The organism is Chryseobacterium sp. (genome assembly GCF_041914225.1).
Lineage (GTDB): Bacteria > Bacteroidota > Bacteroidia > Flavobacteriales > Weeksellaceae > Chryseobacterium.
In genome coordinates this window covers 74,735-100,305 of sequence record NZ_JAYSDT010000010.1, presented here as the reverse complement: position 1 = coordinate 100,305, position 25,571 = coordinate 74,735, and the positions used below count along the sequence as shown (strand labels likewise).

The 25,571-nt window shown below is 36.2% G+C and carries 22 protein-coding genes; 17 read left to right on the top strand and 5 right to left on the bottom strand.

Going from position 1 to position 25,571, the window contains the following annotated elements; all coding sequences use genetic code 11:
• From ACE3RB_RS07115 to ACE3RB_RS07090, 6 genes are all read left to right on the top strand, one after another.
• Positions 1–587 (top strand): thymidine kinase (locus tag ACE3RB_RS07115; RefSeq protein ID WP_374463589.1); only part of this gene is annotated, 587 nt, incomplete at its 5' end.
• Positions 588–787: 200 nt separating this feature from the next.
• Positions 788–3,235 carry a bifunctional UDP-N-acetylmuramoyl-tripeptide:D-alanyl-D-alanine ligase/alanine racemase gene (locus tag ACE3RB_RS07110; RefSeq protein WP_374463588.1) on the top strand — a complete coding sequence of 816 codons (2,448 nt, stop codon included), beginning with the start codon at positions 788–790 and terminating at the stop codon, positions 3,233–3,235.
• A 3-nt stretch (positions 3,236–3,238) separates the two neighbouring features.
• On the top strand, positions 3,239–5,398 hold the full coding sequence (locus ACE3RB_RS07105; protein WP_374463587.1) for a patatin-like phospholipase family protein: 2,160 nt from the start codon (positions 3,239–3,241) through the stop codon (positions 5,396–5,398).
• A 4-nt stretch (positions 5,399–5,402) separates the two neighbouring features.
• On the top strand, positions 5,403–5,822 hold the full coding sequence (gene ybeY / locus ACE3RB_RS07100; protein ID WP_034694045.1) for an rRNA maturation RNase YbeY: 420 nt from the start codon (positions 5,403–5,405) through the stop codon (positions 5,820–5,822).
• 147 nt (positions 5,823–5,969) lie between these two features.
• Positions 5,970–7,832 (top strand): tRNA uridine-5-carboxymethylaminomethyl(34) synthesis enzyme MnmG, encoded by a 1,863-nt coding sequence (mnmG, locus tag ACE3RB_RS07095; RefSeq protein ID WP_374463586.1) that lies wholly within the window; start codon positions 5,970–5,972, stop codon positions 7,830–7,832.
• A gap of 111 nt (positions 7,833–7,943) precedes the next feature.
• Positions 7,944–8,765: a class I SAM-dependent methyltransferase gene (locus tag ACE3RB_RS07090; RefSeq protein WP_374463585.1), complete on the top strand. Its 822-nt coding sequence runs from the start codon at positions 7,944–7,946 to the stop codon at positions 8,763–8,765.
• Between the two features lie 1,361 nt (positions 8,766–10,126).
• Here ACE3RB_RS07090 and pgk read toward each other — a convergent pair.
• Entirely contained in the window at positions 10,127–11,317 is a 1,191-nt protein-coding gene (gene pgk / locus ACE3RB_RS07085) for a phosphoglycerate kinase (protein ID WP_374463584.1), read from the bottom strand.
• Positions 11,318–11,961: 644 nt separating this feature from the next.
• On the opposite strand from pgk, the gene rpiB reads away from it, so the two are divergent.
• The 8 genes from rpiB to tsaB all read left to right on the top strand — a co-directional run bounded on the left by rpiB (position 11,962) and on the right by tsaB (position 19,106).
• The gene (rpiB, locus tag ACE3RB_RS07080; protein WP_002982040.1) at positions 11,962–12,396 is read left to right on the top strand and encodes a ribose 5-phosphate isomerase B; all 435 of its coding nucleotides are present in this window, start codon (positions 11,962–11,964) and stop codon (positions 12,394–12,396) included.
• 337 nt (positions 12,397–12,733) lie between these two features.
• Positions 12,734–14,887, top strand: coding sequence for a ribonuclease R (gene rnr, locus ACE3RB_RS07075; protein WP_374463583.1), 2,154 nt, complete (start codon positions 12,734–12,736; stop codon positions 14,885–14,887).
• A 234-nt stretch (positions 14,888–15,121) separates the two neighbouring features.
• Positions 15,122–15,808, top strand: a complete 687-nt coding sequence (locus ACE3RB_RS07070) for a LysE family translocator (protein WP_002982035.1) — start codon at positions 15,122–15,124, stop codon at positions 15,806–15,808.
• The gene (locus tag ACE3RB_RS07065) at positions 15,805–16,734 is read left to right on the top strand and encodes an LD-carboxypeptidase (RefSeq protein ID WP_374463582.1); all 930 of its coding nucleotides are present in this window, start codon (positions 15,805–15,807) and stop codon (positions 16,732–16,734) included. The genes ACE3RB_RS07070 and ACE3RB_RS07065 overlap by 4 nt, the downstream gene beginning before the upstream one ends.
• 41 nt (positions 16,735–16,775) lie before the next feature.
• Positions 16,776–17,147: a YraN family protein gene (locus ACE3RB_RS07060; protein WP_374463581.1), complete on the top strand. Its 372-nt coding sequence runs from the start codon at positions 16,776–16,778 to the stop codon at positions 17,145–17,147.
• Positions 17,148–17,188: 41 nt separating this feature from the next.
• Positions 17,189–17,584, top strand: a complete 396-nt coding sequence (locus tag ACE3RB_RS07055; RefSeq protein ID WP_374463580.1) for a tautomerase family protein — start codon at positions 17,189–17,191, stop codon at positions 17,582–17,584.
• A gap of 11 nt (positions 17,585–17,595) precedes the next feature.
• A complete protein-coding gene (locus ACE3RB_RS07050; protein ID WP_374463579.1) occupies positions 17,596–18,345 on the top strand; it encodes an SDR family NAD(P)-dependent oxidoreductase in 750 nt (249 codons plus the stop codon).
• Positions 18,346–18,425: 80 nt separating this feature from the next.
• A complete protein-coding gene (gene tsaB / locus ACE3RB_RS07045; protein ID WP_374463578.1) occupies positions 18,426–19,106 on the top strand; it encodes a tRNA (adenosine(37)-N6)-threonylcarbamoyltransferase complex dimerization subunit type 1 TsaB in 681 nt (226 codons plus the stop codon).
• A 17-nt stretch (positions 19,107–19,123) separates the two neighbouring features.
• On the opposite strand, the gene ACE3RB_RS07040 is transcribed toward tsaB, so the two are convergent.
• The 4 genes from ACE3RB_RS07040 to ACE3RB_RS07025 form a co-directional block, all read right to left on the bottom strand.
• Entirely contained in the window at positions 19,124–21,700 is a 2,577-nt protein-coding gene (locus tag ACE3RB_RS07040) for a tetratricopeptide repeat protein (RefSeq protein ID WP_374463577.1), read from the bottom strand.
• Positions 21,701–21,849: 149 nt separating this feature from the next.
• On the bottom strand, positions 21,850–22,413 hold the full coding sequence (locus tag ACE3RB_RS07035; RefSeq protein ID WP_374463576.1) for a nucleoside triphosphate pyrophosphatase: 564 nt from the start codon (positions 22,411–22,413) through the stop codon (positions 21,850–21,852).
• An 8-nt stretch (positions 22,414–22,421) separates the two neighbouring features.
• Entirely contained in the window at positions 22,422–22,940 is a 519-nt protein-coding gene (locus tag ACE3RB_RS07030) for an HAD family hydrolase (protein WP_034694018.1), read from the bottom strand.
• A complete protein-coding gene (locus ACE3RB_RS07025) occupies positions 22,930–23,679 on the bottom strand; it encodes a Rossmann-like and DUF2520 domain-containing protein (protein WP_374463575.1) in 750 nt (249 codons plus the stop codon). The genes ACE3RB_RS07030 and ACE3RB_RS07025 overlap by 11 nt, the downstream gene beginning before the upstream one ends.
• A 181-nt stretch (positions 23,680–23,860) precedes the next feature.
• Here ACE3RB_RS07025 and ACE3RB_RS07020 point away from each other — a divergent pair, with 181 nt between their 5' ends.
• Genes ACE3RB_RS07020 through ACE3RB_RS07010 form a run of 3 tightly spaced genes read left to right on the top strand, consistent with a single transcriptional unit; the run spans position 23,861 to position 25,491 of the window.
• Positions 23,861–24,412, top strand: coding sequence for an RNA polymerase sigma factor (locus ACE3RB_RS07020; protein ID WP_374463574.1), 552 nt, complete (start codon positions 23,861–23,863; stop codon positions 24,410–24,412).
• 17 nt (positions 24,413–24,429) lie between these two features.
• Positions 24,430–24,972: a hypothetical protein gene (locus ACE3RB_RS07015; protein WP_374463573.1), complete on the top strand. Its 543-nt coding sequence runs from the start codon at positions 24,430–24,432 to the stop codon at positions 24,970–24,972.
• A 6-nt stretch (positions 24,973–24,978) separates the two neighbouring features.
• Positions 24,979–25,491: a hypothetical protein gene (locus ACE3RB_RS07010; protein ID WP_374463572.1), complete on the top strand. Its 513-nt coding sequence runs from the start codon at positions 24,979–24,981 to the stop codon at positions 25,489–25,491.
• The last annotated feature ends 80 nt before the right edge of the window (positions 25,492–25,571 follow it).

The window sequence follows — 25,571 nt, the reverse complement described above, 5'->3', positions numbered from 1 at the left end:
TGTTTTTAGAAAATACAATTAATCATTCCAAACAAAGCGGTTGGATGGAAGTGATTTGCGGCTCTATGTTTTCCGGTAAAACCGAGGAACTTATCCGCAGGTTGCGAAGAGCAGAAATGGCAGGACAGAATGTGGAAATTTTTAAACCTAAGCTGGATGTACGGTATTCTGAAGAGGATGTAGTTTCCCACAATCAGAATAAGATCCGCAGCACAGCAGTAGAGAATCCGAATGAAATTCTTCTGCTGGCGTCCAATTGTGATGTTGTAGGAATTGATGAAGCTCAGTTTTTCGATGAAAGCATTGTTGATATAGCCAATCAGCTTGCCAATAGCAGTATCAGAGTAGTTATCGCAGGTTTGGATATGGATTTTCTGGGCCGTCCGTTCGGGCCGATGCCGAATCTGATGGCTACTGCCGAATATGTTACAAAAGTGCATGCTATTTGTAAGAGAACGGGTAATCTTGCCAACTATTCCATGAGAATTTCCCAGGGAGATAATCTGGTAGAATTGGGAGAAACTGAAAGCTATGAAGCAGTAAGCCGCCGTGTTTTTATTGACGAAGTACTTTCAAAAAGAAAATAACCGGAAAGGCGAAGCTGCTATATTATAAATCAGCTGTTGCCAAAACCATTAAGAATATATTTAACTTAATACAAAATGAAAAGCGAAAAAGCTACCGTAAAATATTAAAAAGGAAAAAACCGGATGATGTTATAAATCTTAGCCCTTTTACTATTTTACCTTTTTACGATTTCGCCTAAAATAAAGCAGAAAGGGTACCAATGAACTATACAGTACAACACATTGCAGAGATCACCAATGCACAGATCATTGGAGACGGGAATTTATTGATCAAAAATATAGCGTATGACAGCAGGATTATTTATTCTATCAAGAATACAGCTTTTATCGCGATCAATACTCATAAAAATTCCGGGGAAAAATTTATTGAATCTGCAATGGACAGGGGTATTAAGGTCGTTATTTCTGAGCATCATTATCCGGAGTTTGAAAATATAACCTGGATCATTGTTGAAAATTCCGTAGCATTTCTTCAGAAATTAGCAAAATATCATTTCGAAAATTCTCATTTACAATCTATCGGAATTACAGGAAGTAACGGAAAAACCATTTTAAAAGAATGGTTGTATCAATGTCTGTGGAATGAATTTCCTACGGTAAAAAGTCCAAAGAGTTTCAATTCCCAGATCGGGTTGCCATTATCTCTTCTTCAGATCAATGATTCTCATCAGCTGGGAATTTTTGAAGTGGGAATCTCAAAACCACATGAAATGGAAAAGCTTGAAAATATTTTCCATCCTCAGATCGGATTGCTTACCCATATAGGAACTGCCCATGCTGCCAACTTTTCTTCCGAGGAAGAATTGATTGATGAAAAAATCAGACTTTTTAAAAGTTCTGAGGTGATCATTTACAATGGCGACAATCCTTTGGTTGATCAAAAAATTAAAAATTCCTATTCTGATAAAAAATTAATTGCTTACGGTTTTAAAAAAGAGAACCAGGTTTTCATCAAAAGCAATATTTCCAGAGATGAAAATATAATTGTTGAATATTTTGGAGAAGAAATCAGTTTTCCGGCCCATCAGAGAGACGAAGCGACGTTAACCAATGCTATGGCGCTTATCACAGTCCTCAAGGAATTGAATATCGGAAATAAAAAGATCGTCGAAAAAATCAACCTTTTAAAGGCCGTCGAAATGAGGCTTGAAGCCATTGAAGGAAATAGAGGCAATATTATCATCAACGACTCTTTCAACCTTGATCTCGATTCTTTGAAGACCGCCCTGCAGTTTTTGAATGAATACAATAAAGCAAAAAAATCTCTGGTCCTTACAGACATCGTAGGAGTGAGCACCAATGCCAAAGAATTATATGAAGAAGTTGCAGAATTGGTGAATGACCAGAATTTTGATTCGGTATTCCTGATCGGTAAAGAAATTTCAATATTCAGTGAATTATTTAAAGCTAAAACCTATACTTTTATTGACACTAAAGAGCTTATTGAAAGTAAATATCTTACTGAAATAGAAAATCAGATCATCCTGCTGAAAGGTGCCAGAAAATTTGAGATCGAAAAACTTAAAGATATCCTGGAACTCAGAAAGCATGATACAGTATTGGAAATAAACCTTAATGCCATTCTTCATAATATCAACTATCATAAATCACTGCTGAAACCGGGAACGAAAATGATGGCTATGGTAAAAGCCAACGCCTATGGGTTGGGAAGTTTTGAAGTATCAGAATTCCTTCAGCATCATCATATAGACTATCTTGGAGTTGCTTATGTAGATGAGGGTGTGGAGCTGAGGAAGAAAGGAATTACCACTCCTATTATTGTAATGAATCCTGAGCAGCACAGTTATCAGACTATTATAGAATACAACCTGGAACCTGAAATTTACAGCTTCAGAGTATTGGAATTATTTTATGAAGCCGTTCAGAAATCAGGATATGATAAAAAATACCCTATTCATATCAAACTGGAAACAGGAATGCACCGCCTTGGCTTTAAAGATTTTGAACTGGATCAGTTAATTGAAACTTTAAACCAGAAAAACTTAAAAGTACAAAGTTTGTTCAGCCATCTTTCTTCTTCTGATGTACCTGAAGAAAAAGAATTCACCTTGAAACAGCTGGAAGTTTTCGAAAAAAATTCCAGTTACCTTATTGAAAAACTGGGCTACACTCCTATCCGCCATATCCTGAACTCTCCCGGAATAACAAATTATACAGACCACCAGTATGATATGGTAAGAATCGGTATCGGAATGCTGGGAGAATCAGCAGATCCTGAAATTCAGAAGCAATTGCGGTCCGTCGTAAGCTTTAAAACCGTAATTTCACAGATATCAACTGTGGAAAACGGAGAATCTGTAGGCTACAGCAGAAGATATAAGACAGATCATCCTACCAGAATAGCAACCATTCCTGTAGGATATGCAGACGGAATTCCAAGGCTTATAGGAAACCAGGTAGGAAATGTTGGAGTTAACAAAACACTGGCACCTATCGTTGGAAATATCTGTATGGATATGATGATGATTAATGTAGATCACATTCCGAATGTAAAAGAAGGTGACACTGTAACTGTTTTTAATGCACACCCAAGTTTAAAAGAATTCGCAGGATACTGCAAAACGATAACCTATGAAGTATTAACCTCCGTTTCACCCCGGGTGAAACGGATCTATATAAAAGACTAACTTATGAGAAAACTCCTGATTCTGCTTTTCATATTCCCGCTGTTATTGATCCATTCTCAGGTAAAAAAAGATCTGGTGATTCCCAGGAATGCAAAGATCGGGCTGTCACTTGCCGGTGGCGGGGCCAAAGGCTTTTCACATGTAGGGGTTCTCAAAGTATTAGATTCGTTGGGAGTGAAAGTGGATTATATTTCAGGGACAAGTATGGGGGCTATTGTAGGAGGATTGTATGCGGCCGGCTACTCCGGAAAAGAAATAGAAAAAATTGTCATGGATACGGATTTCTATTCTCTGATTATGGATCCGAAATCACGGCAGGAAACCAGCTTTTTCAACAAATCAGTAGATAAATATCTTTTATCCATTCCGCTTAAAAACGGAAAAATCACCCTTCCTTCTTCCATCAGCACCGGCCAGAGAAATGTTTATCTTCTTAAAGAACTTTTTAAAAATGTTTCCAATATCGAAGATTTCTCTAAAATGCCTATTCCTTTTTTATGTGTTGCCACCAATCTTGAAAGCGGAAATATGCAGATATTTGAAAAAGGAGATCTTGTACAGTCTATCATGGCAAGTTCCGCATTTCCTTCTTTAATGGATCCTGTTAAAATTGGTGATAGTATTTATATTGACGGAGCTATGACGGTAAACTATCCGTCAAAGCCTTTAAAGGACAAAGGAATCGATATCGTCATTGGTGTGGACCTTAACCAAGATCTCTCAAAAAGAGAGGATTTAAACAATATTATAGCCATTCTGAACCAGGTTATTGATTTCGGAATAAAAAAAGATACAAGAAGACAGTATAAATATACAGACATCAATATTAAACCCAATCTGAAAGGGATGTCTGCCACAAGCTATGATGATAAAAAGAAAATTCTGGACAGCGGCTATGTGGAAGGGCTCAAATATACCCAGATACTGGATCAGCTTCCAAAGAGACCGTTTGACCGTCTCAGACAGCGTATAAATCCAATCTATTCCAATGTATATAAGATAGACAGCATTTCTATTGAAGGAAGTAAAATCTACGGAAAAAACTATACACTTGGTAAAATGGGACTGCGCCTCCCCTCTCTGCAGACCTATGGAAGCATCAATAAAATGATAGATAAGCTTGTTGCTACAAACAACTACCGTTTTATCAACTATGATATTGTTCAGGAAAATGATGCCAATTATCTGAAGCTGTATGTTACCGAAGATGAAGCCCGTCATTTTTTAAAATTCGGTCTACATTATGATGAAGTTTTCAAAACGGGACTTCTTTTGAATTACTCTGCAAAAAGACTTTTATTCAAAAACTCAAATCTTTCGCTCGATGTAGTTGTTGGAGACCGACTGAGGTATTACCTGAACTATTTTATCGATAATGGCTATATTCCCGGATTCGGTATTTATTCTTCCGGAATGAGCTTTGATATCAAAAATATAGACAATTATGTGGTAGACCGCTGGGAATGGCTCAGAAATGAAGCTTATATACAGTCTGTATGGAAAGATAAATTCGCTATTGGTGGCGGTATCAGCCATGATTATTTTAAGGCAGAAAACCCCAATGGTGAAAACCAACGTTACAGCCGTTTTTTAAACCCGTATATTTTCATCAAAACCGACACGCAGGATGATAAAGAATTTCCGACTAAAGGAGTATATTTCTCTGCAGAAGGAAAGGTCGTAGACCTTTTAAAGTCCGAGGTTGACAAAAGAATCATTCAGATTAAAGCAGATCTCAGACTTAATATCCCGCTTGGCAAGCAGTTTAGTTATCGCCTGAATTTATTTGGAGGAGTTACCATTGGTGAAAATCTTCCTGTTTATTATCAATACAGATTAGGCGGAATTTTTGAACAGAACCTGATTAATTTCAAAAGCTTCGGAGGATTTTATTTCGCCCAGCTTCATACAAATAATGTTATACTGGCGTCTAATGATCTCCAGTTTAAATTCAACAAAAACTATTTTATCAGTGGAAACTTCAGCTTTGCTAACTTATCAAACGATATCAAGTTTGAAGATGCAGTTAAAGTAAATTATAGCTCACTGGGAATAACGGCTGGTTACAAATCTCCTTTCGGGCAGATAAAAGTAAACTTCAGCCACTCACTTAAAAACAACCAAAAAGGTATATTCAGTGTTATTTTAGGGCACTGGTTTTAAAAAAATGATACAGTTCTTTTACGAAAACTTACCGGAGTCAGTAAGTACAGATTACAAAAAATGGCTGGAAGACCTTATTCTTTCAGAAGGAAAAAAACTAGGAGAAATCAATTACATTTTCTGTGATGATGAATATCTTCTTAAGATCAATCAGGATTATTTGCAGCATGATTATTATACAGACATCATCACTTTTGATTATGTAAAAGGGAAGACAATAAGCGCAGAGATTTTCGTATCTTTGCAGCGCATTTCTGATAACGCCTCTACCCTTTCCCGAGATTATGAAGAAGAATTAAGAAGGGTTTTAGCCCACGGAATTTTACATCTGGCAGGCTATAAAGACAAGACGGAAGAGGAAGAAAAAGAGATGCGGAGAATGGAAGATCTGTACCTGGATAAATACAGGGATTTAAAGTTTTAAAATTGAACAATCACTTAAAGTCCTATATCTAAAGTACTCTATTCTAGCAACAATATACATTTACCTAGAGTGCATTCTCCAAAAATGTTTCACGTGAAACATTGGTTATAAAGATAAGGTTTAAAGCTTAAAACAAGCGAGATAAAAATGATTTCAGAAATATATGATGTAATAGTAGTGGGTGCCGGACACGCAGGTTGTGAAGCAGCAGCAGCAGCAGCCAACCTCGGTTCAAAAACTTTACTTATTACAATGAATATGCAGACCATCGGACAGATGAGCTGCAACCCGGCAATGGGCGGAATCGCAAAAGGACAGATCGTAAGAGAGATTGATGCAATGGGAGGATATTCCGGAATTGTAGCAGACAAATCTGCCATACAATTCAAGATGCTGAATCTTTCAAAAGGTCCTGCGATGTGGTCTCCGAGAACCCAAAATGACAGAATGCTTTTCGCCGAAGAATGGAGACTGGCATTAGAGAATACTCCCAATCTTGATTTCTTTCAGGATATGGTGAAACAACTGATTGTTGAAAATAATAAAGTAACCGGAGTTGTTACCTCTTTAGGAATTGAGATCAAAGGAAGATCTGTAGTTCTTACCAACGGAACTTTTCTTAACGGATTGATTCACGTTGGAGATAAACAATTAGGCGGAGGAAGAATGGGCGAACCAAGAGCCTTTGGAATTACAGAGCAATTGGTTACTTTAGGTTTCGAAGCAGGTAGAATGAAAACCGGTACTCCACCGAGAGTAGACGGAAGAAGTCTGGATTATTCAAAAATGGAAGAACAGAAAGGAGATGAAAATCCTCAAAAGTTCAGCTATCTTGATACGCCGAAACTGACGAAACAATTAAGCTGTCATATTGTATATACAAACGAAACTGTACACGACATTTTGAGAGAAGGTTTCGACAGAAGTCCAATGTTCAATGGTACAATCCAAAGTTTAGGCCCAAGATACTGCCCAAGTATTGAAGATAAAATTAACCGTTTTGCAGAAAGAAACAGACACCAGCTTTTCGTAGAACCGGAAGGATGGAAAACTGTTGAGATCTACGTAAACGGATTCAGCTCTTCTCTTCCGGAGGATGTACAGATTAAAGCAATGAAACATATTCCGGGATTTGAAAACGTAAAAGTTTTCCGCCCTGGTTATGCTATTGAATATGATTACTTCCCCCCTACCCAGTTAAAACACACCCTGGAAACGAAAATTATTGATAATTTATATTTCGCCGGACAGATTAACGGAACAACAGGTTATGAAGAAGCGGCAGGTCAAGGTTTAATAGTGGGGATCAATGCACATAATAAAGTACACGAAAAAGGTGAATTTATCCTGAACAGAGATGAAGCATACATCGGAGTACTTATTGATGATTTGATTACTAAAGGTACCGAAGAGCCTTACAGAATGTTTACTTCACGTGCAGAATACAGACTTCTTCTCAGACAGGATAACGCTGATATCCGTTTAACTGAAAAAGCTTTCAACCTTGGATTGGCAAAAGAAGACAGATTAAGACGAGTAGAAACAAAAATATCTGAAAGTCAACTACTTGAAGAGTTTCTTCGAGAAACTTCTTTAAAGCCAGGTATTATCAATCCGATCTTAGAATCTATCGAAAGCAGCCCTGTAGATCAGGCCTACAGAGCAGCACAGATTCTTACCAGACCAAACATGACATTGGAAAAACTGGATGAAATTGATTTCATTAAAGAAGTTTCTACTCAATATAACGATGAAGTAAGGGAGCAGGCAGAGATTAATATCAAGTACAAAGGATACATAGAGAAAGAAAAAGAAAATGTTGCTAAACTGAACCGTTTGGAAAACATTAAAATTCCTGAAGATTTTGATTATACCAAGCTTTCCAGCCTTTCTGCAGAAGCGAAGCAGAAAATGTCTAATGTACGCCCGAAAACTATAGCACAGGCAGGAAGAATAAGTGGAGTTTCTCCAGCCGATATCAATGTTTTATTAATATATCTGGGACGTTAAAAAAAATGTTTCACGTGGAACATTAAAAAATAAAAACAAAAAATTAAGATATTTGTAGTGATAAACTTTGAATATCTTAATTTTTTTACCCTATAAAAAGATAACATATCAATGAAAATAAAAGATCATTTTCTTTCACAGGAAATATTTGAAATTAAAGAAACAGAAACAAAAGGTGTTTTCAAAACCTCCCCTATTCCATCTGACATTTCAAGATATTATGAAAGCGAAGATTACATTTCTCATCACCAGGACTCCGGTAGTTTAAAAGAAAAACTCTACAAGTTTCTTCAGTCATTCAATCTTCAGTATAAAAAAAATATACTGGTAGACAGAATCAAAAAAGGATCAAAAGTTCTGGATTATGGATGCGGAGCCGGAGAATTTGTAAGATATATTGAAAATGATTTTGAGACTTTCGGTTTTGAACCGGATGCCGACGCAAGAAAAGCTGCACAGGGAAAAATAGCTAAAGCTTCCATTGTGGATGACATTGATAAGATTGAAGAAAACAGTCTGGATGCTATTACACTCTGGCACGTTTTCGAGCACATCGAGAACCAGGATGAGATGCTGAATGTATTCCATACAAAATTAAAAGAAAAAGGTCTTCTTGTTATTGCTGTTCCTAATCCTACATCATATGATGCAAAACATTATAAAGAATATTGGGCTGCTTATGATGTACCGAGACACATCTATCACTTTTCAAAAAATGGGATGGAAAATTTAATTTCTAAAAACCGTAACTGGAAATTAAGAAAAATAAAACCATTGGTTCTTGACTCTTACTACATCTCCATGTTGAGCGAAAAATATAAAAAATCACCCTTATTTTGGCTAAAAGGAGTGATCTACGGAACGATTTCTAACGTAAAGGCATTATTTTCGAACGAATTTTCAAGTTTGATATATATTATCGAAAAAAGATAGAAAATCGATTTTTGACCTGTTTATGAAGGTCAATCTTCAACATTTTTAACTAAAAAACAAAACTCAGGAATTTTTCTCCTGAGTTTTTTATTTTTTATATAAACTCATTTTTATTTATTCTTCAAGTTTTAAGTAAAAATAATTTGACTAGTGGAAGCCTCATTAAAATTTAATAAGGATCTCCCCTACTCCATTTTATAAATTTTTTTAACAAGCCTAATTTTCACTTTACTATCTCTAAATTTAGCCTGGTGTCTAAAATTAACAAAAAAAATAAATTTTACAATTTAAATTTCCACAAAAACAAAGATAATTTACTCTAAAAAATAAATTAACATATAAATACTCGGATAAATATAGAAAATCGATTTTAAGCGATTTATGGAGGTCGATATTTCAGTATTCTTAATGAAAAGTACAAGACAGGCAAAAATATTTTTTATTCTGTAAACCGGAGGCTATTAGAAATAAACAGAGAATATATACAATGAAAAATATAAAATTTCCCCTACTCTTCTTATCTGAAATTATAAACAAAGTTTTAACATCTTACTTCAGATTCTTCTAACTTAAAATAAAATGATAATGTTGAAAATTCTTTCAAAACTAAATTATAAATCAAAACCTAAAAAGAAGTAGATGTAATTTGAATGTGTTTTCAAAAAAATAAAAAGTCACCAATATTTCAAAATTTGAATTAAAATTCAACCTTAAGATAAATTTGATAAGAAATATTGTTAACTTATTCATTCTACATTACTTAACAAAGTATCAAAGGTAAAAACGGTTCTAATAAATATGTTAAAAAATTAGTTTACTAATTGGTATTCAAAATGATACACCGTTATCACAATTATATGAATTAAAATAAATATAAAAATTACTTTATTAAAAATAAATTCAAATTATTCCTACAAAGAAATATAAAAAGATAATTCTGTCAGGATAAGGATTATAAAATCTGGAATCAAAAATGACCCTTTAAAAAGAACTGATTAGATTAATATCATCAGGAGCATATACCAGAAATAACTATCAAATGAAAACCATAAAAAATGTTTCTAATTGGATCTTTCAATGACAATATTCGGCTGAAGATCGAGCCATTTATTTTCAAAAAAAGACAAAGAAAGAATAGGAAGAAATTTTTGAAATTCCAGAATTATAGAGAAAAATATATACAAAGAAATTTCAATAAAAAACAAGTAATTGATAAAGAGCTAAACATGACTCTATATAACCATAAGTTATATCTAAAATACATTGGAATTACTGATGAATAAAGGATTCTCTTTACATTACTGAGATAAAAAAAGCCTGCTAATTATATTAGCAGGCTTTAAAATATTTTTAATTTCCTATTAGTTGTTGATTGCAGCTACACCTGGTAACTCAAGGCCTTCAAGACTTTCAAGCATTGCTCCACCTCCGGTAGAAACATAACTTACTTTATCTGCATACCCGAATTGTTTAACGAATGCAACGCTGTCTCCACCTCCAACTAAAGAGAAGGCACCAAGTCTGGTTGCTTCAGCAATACTATCACCTAATGCTACAGTTCCACCCGCAAAGTTTGACATTTCGAAAACTCCAATCGGTCCGTTCCAAAGAATAGTTCTTGAATTTAACAGTACATCATTGAACTGATCTCTTGATTTGTGGCCTGCATCAAGTCCCATCCATCCTTCAGGGATTGCATAGATATCAGCTTCTTTTCTTTCTGCATCATTACTAAAACTTTCTGCAATGATCGTATCAGAAGGAAGATAAACTTTCACCTTATGTTCTTTAGCTTTACCTAAAATTTCAAGAGCTAAAGGAAGCTTGTCCTCTTCAACAAGAGAATTTCCGATTTTTCCTCCCAGAGCCTTAATAAAGGTAAATGCCATACCACCTCCAATGATCAGATTGTCTACTGCAGGAAGAATATTTTCTATAATGGTAATTTTAGTTGAAACTTTAGAACCTCCTAGAATAGCTGTAACAGGTCTTTCTCCGCTTTTAAATACTTTATCGATTGCCTGAAGCTCTTTAGCCATCAGTAAACCGAAATATTTAGTTGATGGAAAATACTGTGCAATTACGGCTGTGGAAGCATGAGCTCTGTGTGCAGTACCAAATGCATCATTTACATAAGCATCTCCAAGTTTAGAAAGCTTTTCTGCAAAGGCAGCATCTCCTTTCTCTTCTTCATTATGAAAACGTACATTTTCCAATAACAAGATCTCTCCCGGTTTAAGTTCAGCTGCAGCCTGCTCTGCTTTTTCACCGATACATTCATCAACAAACTTTACTTCACGTCCTAAGACATTGGAAACTTCGCCTACTATATGTTTAAGAGAAAATTCATCTTTAACCTCTCCCTTTGGTCTTCCCAGGTGTGTAATTAAGATGACAGAACCACCATCATTAAGGATCTTATCCACTGTGGGTTTTACAGCAACAATTCTTGTGTTGTCTGTCACTTTCAGTTGATCATCCTGCGGAACATTGAAGTCCACTCTTACCAGAGCCTTCTTATCTTTAAAATTAAGATCATTGATTGTTTTCATAAATAGATTTATTTTTTTCTAAGCCTTATGAAACCGCCGTGCTCAAAGTCCGTTTTAGCTTCCGGTAAAATCTCGCAAGAACCATTTCATAAATTTCACTGAATTTTTGTTTCACAAATGTAAGGTTTTAAACTTTTTCAACACTTTGATTAAAATAAAAGTTTTCAAAAACTTTCCCCGAACCCAATCATCCATTAATCAACAATTTTTTCTCTTTTAAAAAAAAGAATAATGTAGTTGTTGTTGAGTGTTGTTAGTTTCGGGGATAAGTTTCAGGCTAAAAGTTGGTAACACTCAACTTTTATTCAATTCATATTTAATTCACAATATAAATCCTTGTAAACCCGCTGTTTCACGTACTTATTAACAAATGTTGATAACTTTGAAATGATGTCATTCTTAGTTATTTTATTATGGAAAAGACTGGGGATAGCTGAAGAAAACATCTGGAAAGTTGTGGTTAAATTTTGCGGAAACGTTTTCTATTACGAAATAAATTGATCTTTAAAAATAGAAAGTTGATAAAAGTTTTCCACAGTTATTCACAGACCTTTTCACAATTAACTCCCGGTTTACTAACACGAATTGTTATTATTCTTACCTTTGTAAGGAAATAGAATCTAAAAAAGCTTAATAAGAGTATTATGAAAAGAAAAATTGCTGTTGCAGCGGACCATGCAGGCTATGAATATAAGGAGATTGTTAAAAACTACCTTTCAGAACATTTTGAAGTTCAGGATTTTGGAACGTTTTCCACAAACAGTGTGGATTATCCGGACTTTGTGCACCCTGCCGCTACTTCTGTGGAAAACGGAGAAAATGAGCTGGGAATTTTGTTCTGCGGAAGCGGAAACGGAGTTCAGATCACGGCCAACAAACATCAGAAAATAAGGTGTGCCCTTTGCTGGATGCCGGAGATTGCAACACTGGCAAGACAGCATAATGATGCCAACATGATTTCGATACCGGCGAGATTTATATCAAAGGAACTGGCCATTGAGATTGTAGATAAATTTCTTTCAACAGACTTTGAAGGTGGAAGACACCAGAACAGAGTTGACAAAATTGCATTTTGCTAACATATAATAAGGCTTGTAAAACGTTTTACAAGCCTTATTTATTTTTTATTCGTACATTTGCAGTGTCCAGTAGAAATAATACTCTATTATTCTCTAAAGCCTTTTTTATATTGGAAATATATTTAACAGAAGGTTTTTCTCTTTTCTTCTCCAGAATTGTATTAAATTTATACAAAACTAAAGCTCCCGTTGTTAGCAAACTGAAAGATAATTTCTGATGATATACGGAAAGAATCTATGATGAAATTGAATAACCTTATATAAGGAATAAGGAAGATTTAGGAAAAGGTTTTATTTGAATTGAGATAAAACCAAACATTTAAAAAAAGAAATTAACATGCCAAAAAAAAGAAAATATATAAGTCATAAAAATGATTTAAAGCTGATGGAGATCGGAAGACTGATCCTCCGTTTTATGAATGCAAATTCATCCAAAATTTATAATTACAAACAAATCGCTGACGGTATAGATTACAAAAATCCGAGACAGAGGGAACTTGTTATCCAGGCACTGCATAAACTTCAGGCATCTGAAAAGATCAAAGAAGTGGAGCGCGGGAAATATATTGTTAACCTGAAAATAGCAGGAACACTAACCGGAATTATTGACTTCAACCAAAGCGGAAATGCCTACGTAAGTGTGGAAGGAATGGAAGACGATATCTTCATTCATGCCAAAAATGTGAAGGATGCACTGCAGGGAGATAAGGTTCTTATTATAACTTATCATTATAAAGGAAAGAAACTTGAAGGCTCAGTTCTGGAAGTTTTGGAACGTAACAGAACTGAATTTGTAGGGACATTTCAGAAGGTAGCTTACAAAGATTTCGGGTTTGTAGTTTGTGATAAAAAAACAATCAATACGGATATCTTTATTCCGAAGACCAAGTTCAATAATGCGGAAGACGGAGATAAGGTGATTGTAAAAATGACAGAGTGGAAACCAGGGGATAAAAATCCTGAAGGTGAGATTATCCAGGTACTGGGTGCTCCGGGTGAACATGAAACAGAGATCCACTCTATCCTTGCAGAATATGGTTTACCGTATGAATTTCCACAGGAAGTAGAAGCTGATGCAGATAAAATTGACAGAAGTATTACTGACGAAGAAGTTGCAAAACGCTGGGATATGCGTAAAATATGCACTTTTACAATTGACCCTAAAGATGCCAAGGATTTTGATGATGCCTTATCCATAAGAAAACTGGAAAACGGAAATTGGGAAATCGGGGTTCATATCGCAGATGTATCTCATTATGTGGTTCCCGGAACTATTCTTGATGATGAAGCCTATCAGAGAGCTACTTCGGTATATCTTGTTGACAGGGTTGTACCGATGCTTCCGGAAGTATTGAGCAATGATGTCTGTTCCCTGCGTCCGAACGAAGATAAATATACTTTTTCAGCAGTCTTTGAACTGAATGATCAGGCGGAAATCCAGAAACAGTGGTTTGGAAGAACAGTCATCCACTCAGACAGAAGATTTACCTATGAAGAGGCCCAGGAACGTATAGAAACCGGACAGGGAGATCTGGCGGAAGAGATCAATACTCTTGACAGGCTGGCAAAAATTATGCGTAATGAACGTATCAGAAAAGGGGCTATTACTTTCGACAGAAGTGAAGTAAGATTCAACCTGGATGAAAATAATGAGCCGGTTGGGGTTTATTTTAAAATAAGTAAAGATTCCAATCACCTGATCGAAGAATTCATGCTTTTAGCCAACAAAAAAGTATCTGAATTTGTATCTCTGACAAGGAAAGGTGAAATCACCAATAATACATTTATTTACAGGGTTCACGATGATCCGGACCCTGCAAAACTGGAATCACTGAGAGACTTTGTAGCTACTTTCGGATATAAAATGAATCTAGCCAATACCAAAAAAGTTGCTGAATCTCTGAATAAGCTACTTCATGATGTAAAAGGTAAAGGTGAAGAAAATATGATCGAAACGCTGGCCATGAGAAGTATGAGTAAGGCGGTATATTCTACAGAACCCATCGGGCACTACGGTTTAGGATTTGAGTATTACAGCCACTTTACCTCTCCTATCCGTCGTTATCCGGATTTATTGGCTCATCGTCTTCTTCAACATTATCTGGATGGAGGAAAATCTCCAAACAGAGGTGAGCTTGAAGAAAAGGCGAAACACTGCAGTGCTATGGAAAGACTGGCAGCAGATGCGGAGAGGGATTCTATCAAATACATGCAGGTGAAATTCATGGAAAAACATCTGGGAGAAACTTTCAAAGGTGTGATTTCCGGAGTGGCAGAATTCGGATTCTGGGTTGAAATCCCGGAAAACGGAGCGGAAGGCCTGATCAAACTGAGAGATCTTGTTGATGATTCGTATATGTTTGACGCCAAAACACATGCTGTATATGGAGTAAGACATGGCAATAAATACCAGTTGGGAGACGAAGTTCAGATCAAAGTGGTGAAAGCCAATCTGATTCAGAAACAGCTGGATTTCCAGATTGTGAAATAAATAATGTCTTCAAAGACTATAAATAAAAAAGGTTGGGTGCTCAATAACACCCAGCCTTTTGTTTTTCAGATTAAGAGCTTTTTAATATGCTTCCCTCTCCTACTTCTTAAAATTTTTATATTAAACTCAGATTAAAATCCACTTGATATATCACAACTTTATTGAATAATTAAATCATAAAGTCTAACTTTGTATTAAACGAAATGAATTTTTTTCATTTTAAAACACCACTTAATGCTAGAACTTGTACTATCTGCCATCATATTAGGATTTATGCTGAGCCTGGTTTTCATAGGACCTATTTTTTTCCTGTTAATTGAAACCAGCTTTTCCAGAGGGCCCAGACATGCCCTATCTCTGGATCTTGGCGTTATTACGGCAGATTTATTATGCATTGTTGCAGCGTATTATGCCAGTACAGATATTGTAACTTTAATAGATAAGCATCCCGGATTTTACAGGATTACTTCCATTCTTATTTTCATCTACGGAATTGTGATGCTGGTTACCAAGACCAAAATGCATATGCCTGGAGAAGAAAAGATCATCGGTCAGAATTATATCAAGACATTTTTCAATGGCTTTTTCTTTAATCTTCTCAACGTTGGAGTTATCCTTTTCTGGCTGGTAACGGTAATTTCCGTAAGGAATCAATATCCGGACACCAGCAGTTTTATTTTATACATCAGCATTGTACTGGCCACTTACCTTTCTATAGACCTTGCCAAGATATTTCTTGCCAAGCAGTTTCACGATAAATTAACACAAAAACTGGCCAACCAGATCAGAAGAGTGGTTGGCTGTATTCTTATCATCTTCAGCTTCTTTATCTTCCTGCAGAGTTTCAAAAAGTTCAACCAGTTTGACAGACAGCTGGAGGAAGCAGAAAAGAAAGAAGTAAAATATCAAAAAACAAAATGAAAAAAATGATCTTTCCGAAGTCTCTTAAAAAAGGAGACAAAATAGCTGTTATTTCCCCTGCAGGTTCCGTAGATGCCTCACAATTGGAAAAGGGGATTGAAATGATTAAAAGCAGAGGTTTTGAACCCGTTCCGGGGGAACATCTTTACAGTAAATTTTCAAACGGATACAATTATGCCGGAACAGAAAAGGAAAGAATTAAAGATATCAACTGGGCTTTAAATGATAAAGAAATAAAAGCTATATGGGCTTCCAGAGGAGGTTATGGTTGCCAGCACCTGATTCAGCACCTGAAACTGAAAAACTTTACAGAAAACCCGAAATGGTATATCGGTTATTCCGATAATACTGTAATTCAAAGCTACCTGTTGAAAAAAGGCTTCGCTTCCATCCATGGACAAACCATTAAAACATCCAGTTTTGGAGTTACGGATGAAAGTTATGATCTTATTTTCGATATCCTGAAAGGAAAAACGCCCAAGTACAGCCTGGAATCTCATCAGTTTAATAAAGAAGGGAATATCAAGGGTGAGCTGGTTGGAGGCAATTTAGCCCTTATCTATGCCCTTCTGGGGACCAAATATTCTTTTGATTTTAAGGATAAAATCCTTTTTATCGAAGATATTGGTGAAAATTTCTATGCCCTGGACCGTATGATCATGAGCCTGGAGCTGGCAGGAGTCTTTAACAAAATTAAAGGGCTTATTGTTGGTGGTATGACCAATATGGGAGATGAAAAAGAAAACAAAAGCTATGAAGAAAGCTTTGATGAGTTTGCTTACAAGCTGATTTCTGACAGAATTTCAAAATATAAATTTCCTGTGGTATTTGCCTTTCCGAATGGACATATTAAAGACAACCGGCCATTAATTATCGGAAGCGAGGTTAAGATGAAAGTTGATAATAAAGTAAAAATAGAATTTTAAATAGTACCTCTCTCCTATCTCCAGACTCTTAAATACTGAATATGGCAAACCATAACGATTTTGGAAAAATGGCAGAGGATCTCGCTGTTGAACATCTCAAAAAGTGTGGCTATAAAATCCTGGTCAGAAACTTCCGTTTTCAGAAAGCTGAGATTGATATTATTGCTGAAAAGGATAATCTGATTATCATCGTGGAAGTAAAAGCAAGATCTACTGATGCATTTATGCTCCCGCAGGAAGCTGTAACCAAAACAAAGATAAGATCTATTGTTTCTGCTGCCAATCATTATCTGGAACAACTTAATAAAGATAACGAAGTAAGGTTTGATATTATTTCCGTTCTTCCTGACGAAAACAAAAATTTAATAATTGAGCATATTGAAGACGCTTTTGAGGCGTTTGATGCCAATTAGATATGTCTTATCTTTGAGTATAAATAATTAAAATTTACCATATGCCCTTTGTAAGAATTAGCCTGCCTAAAACGCTGAAACAAGAAGAGAAAGATCAGATTTCCATTTCTGTACATCAGGCTCTTATGAATGAATTTAACATCCCGGCTGATGATTATTTTCATGTTATAGAAGAATTAGAATCACACCAGGTTAAATTTCCTCAAAGCTATCTGGACATCCCTCATACAAAAGAAATAATCTTTATACAGATAACTGCAGGAAAAGGGAGGGATTTTGAAAAGAAAAAAAGGTTATATGCTTCTATTGCTGAAAAAATAGAAGCATCAACTACAATTACAAAAAATAATATCATTATTGTATTAACTGAGAACAACGGGCAGGAAGACTGGTCGTTTGGAAACGGTGGAATACAGGGGGCAAAGCATATCATTTAAGAAGAAAAAATATGAAGACAATATTGATCACCGGAGCTACTTCCGGTATAGGAAAAGCTACTGCAGAACTTCTTGCAAAACAAGGAAACAGAATAATTATTTGTGGAAGAAGAAGTGAAGTACTGGAATCTGTAAAAGCTGAACTTTCACGATTTACCGAAATATTTAGTTTAAAGTTTGATGTAAGAAATCTTGAAGAAGTGGAAACAGCCATCAATTCTCTTCCTGATAACTGGAGAGATATTGATGTTCTGATCAATAATGCAGGCAATGCCCATGGATTAGATCCGCTGTCGGGCGGTAAAACGGATGACTGGGATTCCATGATAGACGGAAATATAAAGGGATTACTCTATGTTTCCAAAATGATCATCCCAACAATGAAAACTAAAAAATTAGGTCATATTGTAAACATCAGCTCTGTCGCTGCAAGACAAACATACATAAATGGAGTAGTGTACTGTGCGACGAAGAAAGCAGTAGATGTTATTTCCGAAGGGATGAGGTTGGAGCTTACTGAATTTGGAATCAAACTAACCAACATTCAGCCGGGCGCTGTAGAAACGGATTTTTCTCTGGTAAGATTCAAAGGAGACAGCGAGAAAGCTTCAACGGTGTATGCCGGCTATGAGGCTCTGAAAGCGGAAGATATTGCAGACGCAATTGCTTACTGTGTGAATGCTCCGAAGCATGTTACCATTTCAGATTTGACCATCTATCCAAGTGCCCAGGCAGAACCAAGAACAATTTATAGAAAGTAGTTCAAAATAATGGAGTAAATTTGCAGAACATTAAAAGCGGTTTGTCTTTGTAATGTTGCAGTTTAGCTTAAAAGAAAAAAATGAAAATTCTATATCTGGAAACATCATCCAAAAATTGTTCAGTAGCAGTCTCAGATAATGAGAAGCTGCTATGCCTTTGTGAAGAAGTTTCCGAAAACTATAAACAGTCTGAAAGTTTACACACCTATGTTGAATGGGCATTGGAAGGAGCAGGTATTTCTCTGAAAGAGATTGAAGCGGTTTCTTTAGGAAAAGGCCCGGGATCCTACACCGGTTTAAGAATCGGTGCTGCTTCGGCAAAAGGATTTTGTTACGGACTGAGAGTTCCTCTGGTTGCTGTAAATTCTCTTGAAAGCATGATAGAGCCGTTTTTAGGCGATAACTACGGTCTTATAGTGCCTTTGGTCGACGCGAGGAGAATGGAGGTTTATACGGCCGTTTATGACGGTAAAACAGGGAAGGAGTTGTCGGAGACAGAAGCTAAGATTTTAGATGAAGCTTCTTTTGAAGAATTCAAAGATAAAAAAGTTCTGTTTGTAGGGGATGGGACTAAAAAAGCAAAAGACATCCTGAATCTTCCGGATGCAACTTTTAAAGACGATGTTTATCCCTCTGCACAATATCTGATCACGAAGACACTGGAAAAGATAAAGTATAAAGAATTTGAAGACATGGCGTATTTTGAGCCATTTTATCTCAAAGATTTCCATGGAGTAAAGAAAAAGAAAAGCGAAGAATAAATCTTCGCTTTTTTATTTTATTGAGGTCTTGGTGGTATTTTTGACCCTGATTTTGTTTCGTTTGCTTTCTTAGGATTTTGCTGCCCGGAACTTGATTGTTGTGGAGCCGCATTATTCATATTGGGATTCTGAGCGCTGTCCAGCTTCTGGGTTTTCCCGTTGTTCATTTGTGGAATACCCGTATTCTGGGCATTGGGCTGCACAGGAGCTCCTGACGGCTGCTGAGGGATGGTATTTCCTTTATTATCTGTTGCCTGGAAGCTTAGATCACTTTTCAGGTAATTCAGCATTTCTTTCGCTCTTACTCCTTCCGGAGTTTTGGAATAATTCAGGGCAATCTGTTCAAGCTGCAGAATCATTACCTCCTTACCACTGGATTTCCCGGCATTGAATGCATTCAAAAGATATAGCTTAGGAACCAAAGCATCCTTCGGGAACTTCTGGATGGTCTGATCAATCACATCTTTACTTTCCGTAAACTTTTCCGATTCAAACAAGGCATATGCCTTTTTATATTCGTTTTCAACTTCCTCAGTTGATTTTACAAATGATTTGTTTTTAGGATTTCTTGCAAACTCAGCATATGAAGTATAAGGATAATCAGCTAACAGAATTTGTTTTGCCCTTTCAGAAGCCTGGGGATTCTTTTCATAATTCATGGCAAAAATCTCATACAATGCCTGTAACATTACCTTTTCTTTCGGCTTCACATCTACAAGGTCATAAAGCGTTTTAGTCGCCAGGGGAGTATTGGTAAAATAGTTCTGATACATAATACCAAGTCCCAGTGAAGCAGTATCCCTATCCTTTTTTAGCTGGGACAATTTGCCCTGATCGGTAGGAATCTGTTCAATATAATAAGCAGGTTCAAAACGTCTTGGATTAGGTGCTGAAGTAACTCCCAGAGCTTCATTCTTCATATCTTCAATAGAGGCCATCTTCTTGGAAGAACGCCAGTTGTCGGCAAGAGCACGGTCTCCCCAGATCTGCTTAAATGAAGAGGTTCCTTTGCTTACAGTTCCTGTATTGCTGAAGTAAAAACCTTTTGTAGTTACTCCAAAGTCCTCAAAAGAATTACCACTGTTGGCAAAAACAGAATTGGCGCTGTAATCTCCTGTATCAAAACCTTTACTTCTTTCAGCACGTCTTCTTTCCTGTTCTGCTTTTTCTTCTTTAATCTTTAATTTTGCAATATATTTTGTGAAATAATCAGTCTTCTGGGCATCATCCATCCTTGCCAGAGAAAGAATACTGTCATTCTTTTTGATCAGATAGTAGTTTTTGGAAATCTTTTTAATGTATTCGGATTGGTCTTTCAACAAGATTTTTGACGGTTCATAAGTCATTACGGCAAGTGCAGAATCGTAATAGCTTCCTGCCCCTAAATAATCATTCTTATCCAGGTAGCTTTTTCCTATTTCATAATAAGTCAGCCCACGGATCTGGGGGTCAGAAACCTTCTCAAACAGTGATTTTCTGAAGAATTGCTGTGCTTCATCTTTTTTTCCGGCCTTATTAGCCATCAGACCTAAGGCATAGTAAAATTCATTTTTTCTGGAACCATAAGTTCCTTTCTTACTGATTCCTTCCAGGTAATTTTTTGCCCCGGCATAATCTCCTTTACCGTTAAAGGTTTTGGCAATTGCAATCTGTGATTTTACTTCGAATTCGAAATCACTGGCATATTTGTATGCTGCAGCATAGCTTTCTCTTGCCTTATCATTCTGGTTCAGATTTTCATAAACCTGGCCTCTCAGATAAGCGATTCTGCTTTTCAGTTTTCTATTGTTATTCAGTTCAAAAGCATTGTCAAGTTCTTTGGCTGCCTCTTCTTTTTTCCCTGCATCAAGCAGAGATTCAGAATAGTAAATACTCAGCAGCTTTGCGTAGCTTTTATTAATGTCTTCTCCTTTCAGTTTTGCAAAAGTCTCATGCGCTCTGTGATAATCTTTGATTTTATCATAAGCAAGCCCCTGATAAATTCTTGCCAGCGCAATCCTTTTATCATCTTTCATATGTGTGAAGACATAATTGAGCGCATCCAGTGCTTCCAGGGATTTACCACGGTAAATTCTTGCCTGGGCAAGGATCATATAGGCATCAAAAATCTGCTTGTTTTTCTCTTCCCCGTTTCTGGTTACAGAATATTTATTAATAGCTTTTAAAGCTTTGGCTTCTGCAATTTCAAGAGTGGTAGCGCCCTTGCTCTCCTCTCCGTCAGGTCTTGATGGTCCGCCTCCCGGAGGCCCGCCAGGAATATTCGGAACTCCCGAATTACCTCTTCCGGAGGGTCTGTTGACTACTTCGGCCATCTTCATAGAATTTTCTGCAAAAGCTTCAGTCTGGCCAAGGTCACTTCCCAAAGGCTGTTCTTCGTATGTCAGAATAGGAATATAAGGAGCATAGAAATTGTCCTTATGCCCTTTGTCTCTGGCCGTAAATTCACTGTTTAATACGTCTTTCGCATTAAAAAGAGTATTGTAATATGTGGAAAATCCTTTCAATACCCTTGAACGCTGCTCCGGCTTTTTTGTTTTGGTAGCACAGGAAGCAACAAGGCATATGACTAAAAGGAATAATATATTCTTTTTCATTATTCAATATAACTCGCTAATCTGCTTTTTATTATCAGCAGTTTGATGATTTTGTAAAAATAATAAAATTTTATAATGAATAATATTTATATTTCTGCAGGAAATATTTTATTTCTTCTTTAACAGATATCCGGAATCCTAAAAATCTTTTAAATCAAAGCGGTTTCTTTCAAAATTTTGTAAACGAGGTGGGTAGGAAGCCCCATAATCGTATAAAAACTTCCTGTAAGGCTTGTAATCTTTGCCATTCCCAGCCATTCCTGGATGCCATAGCTTCCTGCCTTATCGAAAGGCTTATAATTTTGAATATAATAGTTAATTTCCTCATCCGTAAGCACATCCAGAGCTACATCGGCTACATCTGTTTCGGTAAAAGACTGATTGGCAGTTTTGATGGTAATTCCTGTATACACCTGATGCGTTCTTCCTGAAAGGCTCTGGAGCATTTTAAAGGCATCCGCTTCATCTTTAGGCTTACCCAGAATCTGATGATCAACAGCTACCACTGTGTCGGCAGTCAGAAGCACTTCATCCGCTTCCAGACTTCTGAACGCATCCGCTTTTAAATCGGAAAGATAAGCTGCGGCTTTTTCTATTTTAATGTGCTGAGGAAGTATTTCTTCACAATCTATTTTGACAACCTCGAATTCAAAACCAAGGCTGGAAAGAAGTTCCTTTCTTCTTGGGGATTGTGATGCTAAAAGTAATTTCATGCCGTTAATTATACAGATTGGGTATTATCATCATGCCAGTTACCCTGAACTTTCATCACCTGTTCTATCACGTCACGAACCGCTCCGGTTCCTCCTTTTTTAGGTGAAATATAATCAGAGATTCCTTTTACCTCGGGAACTGCATTTTCAGGGCACGCAGCAATAGCCGAACTTTCCATAATATGGATATCCGGAAGATCATCACCCATCGTCAGAATTTCCTCATTTTTAAGATTGTATTTTTTCTTAAAGTCTTCAAAATCATCTATTTTATTATGAGATTTCGGATAGTAATCCTGAATTCCAAGGTAATTGATTCTGTGTTTTACCATTTCATCATTCCCTCCCGTAATAACACCAATCAGATAATTGTTTTTTAATGCCTTTACTACGGCATAACCGTCCAGAACATTCATTACCCTGCACATATTTCCTCCGGGAAGCAGATATACACTTCCGTCTGTGAAAACTCCGTCAACATCAAATACAAATGCCTTAATATCTTTTAATTTCTCTTTATAGCTCATACATTTTCTGAATAGAATGATTCATTGTTTTATAAATGTCAAGACTCTCGTCCTTTAATAACTGTTCATGCAGCTGTAAAATTCTGACATCATTTCTTACGGCAGGCCCGGTCTGTGCTTCTTTAGGTTCAATCGTATGAATTTTCTGAACTGTTTCATCAATTAATGGTAAGAAATAATCAAACGGAATTTCCTGAGCGTCTGAAATTTCCTTGGCCCTTGAAAAAAGGTGATTCACAAAATTGCAGGCAAAAACAGCCGTCAGGTGAATATACTTTCTTTTTTCATGAGTGCTTTCCATTACCCTTTCCGAAATTTTTGAAGCAAGATCCAACAATATTTTCTGATCTTCATCATTTTCAGCCTCTACAAAAAACGGAATTTTTTCATATTCCAGTTCTTTGGATTTTGAAAAGGTCTGTAAAGGATAGAAACTGGATTTCCGATACTCACCGGTAAGAACTTCTTTGGGAAGAGACCCTGAAGTATGGGCGACCAGGCAGTCTTTTCCGGGTATGATCTTCGAAACTTCTTCTACAGAATGATCACTTACACAGATGATATAAAGATCTGCCTTTTCTAGATGGTCTGTGGAATAGGGAATGTTTAATTCTTCGGAAATTTTACTTAATTCTTTTTCGTTCCTCCCAAATAACTGGGCCACAGGGATGCTTTTCAAAGTGAAAGCTTTTGCCAGATGGTAGGCAACGTTTCCGGAACCGATAATTACAATTTGCATATAACAAATATAGGATTTTAAGCCGAGCCGGGAAAGGAAGATAACTTTGGAAATCATGTACTTCAATATAGGCACGTTTATTGCGTAAGTGTCTCATAATATTTTTAATATTTAAATTGAAAATTGAAGAATTAATTTAACTTTCAGTTATTTTTGTAATCCAAAACAATGAAGGCATCTTATGAAGATTAAGGACGCGGAAATTATTTCGTTGATGCAGAATCCACGGACCCAGGATAAAGGTGTCCGTGCCTTGATGGATGCCTATCAAAGCAGATTGTACTGGCACATAAGAAGAATTATTGTGGACGGAGATCTTGCACAGGATACTTTGCAGGAAACTTTTATTAAAGCTTATCAGAATTTTCATCAGTTCAAAAATGATAGCCAGCTGTATACCTGGTTGTACAGAATTGCTACCAACGAGGCACTACAGCAGGTCAACAAAATGAAAAAGATGCAGAAAACTGATGAAGACCCGGAGTATCATATGCAGAATCTCGTAGCTTATAATGCAGAGGATGATGCTGAAGAAATACAGATTTTACTGCAGAACGCTATACAGAGCCTGCCAGAGAAGCAGAAACTGGTATTTATGATGCGGTATTATGATGATTTACCTTACGAAGAAATATCTAAAATTGTAGATATGTCCGTAGGAACTTTGAAAACCAATTATCATTATGCCAAACAAAAAATAGAAGATTATATTAAAGAAAATTACGAAAAATAATTTTTGATCCAACAAAGATGAAAGAGTTCGATATAGAAAAATTAGAACGTAAAAACATTTACACAGTCCCTGAAAATTTGTTTGAAAATATTCAGGAGAGCGTTATGAATGATATAAAGACAAGTAAAAAAGCACCTGTCTTTAAGCTGAACTGGGTGTATGCAGCAGCGGCATCACTGGCTTTGATCTTTGGAGCAACCTATGTTTTCAATTCAGATAACGATTCCACGGAACAAATACTGAACTCTAAAACAACGTATGTTGCCAATAACGGAGAACCAAAAACAGAAAGTGAGCTGGCTTATGAAACTTTAAAATCTGATTTAACTTCTGTTGAAAATAATAATCAAACAGTTGAAAATCAAAAAAATAACAATGTGTACGTTTCAAAAAGCGTTCATGAAACTGAAAGAACAACAGAGACACCAAAACCGGTGAAAACAGTAAATAAAAAAGAAGAAACACGAATGAATGACTATCTGGATTCGTTTTCTAATTCTGAAATTGCAGAGTTAGCAAGTAATTCGACTCAGGACGTTTATTTGGATATTTATAATTAATAGAAGATGAAAAAGATATTATTGACGTTTTTGATTATTTACGGCTTTGGATTAAATGCCCAAAGAACAGATTATGATTGGAAAAAGATGGATCCTAAACAAAGAAAGGAAGTCATCAATAACCTTTCTCCTGAAGAGAGAAAGGAACTTCTGAAGAAATTCAGAAACAATATGATCATGGATAATCTGAATGTCGATCCGGAAGATAAGGCCGAATTTACACAATTGTATAACGAATATCTGGATAGCCAGAAGCAGATAAAAAGTCAGTTCAATTCAAATTTTGATCCGGAAACCTTAACGGATGAGGAAGCTAAGGCCAAACTACAGCAAAGCTTTGAAGTGGGACAAAAGCTGCTGGATAACAGAAAAAAATATGCAGACAAAATGCAGCAGGTGATACCCTGCCAGAAAGTTTTGAAGCTGTTTCAATCAGAAAAAATGATGAAGGATAAAATGGAAGAAAGGAGACCTCATGGAAACACCAATAATGCTTCAGGACCAAAACAAAACCCATAATAGTTTATTTTTTTAATGTTGGACGGCTCTCACAGATATTTTTGTGAGAGCCGTTTAATTTGCTTCAAATTCCTATTTTT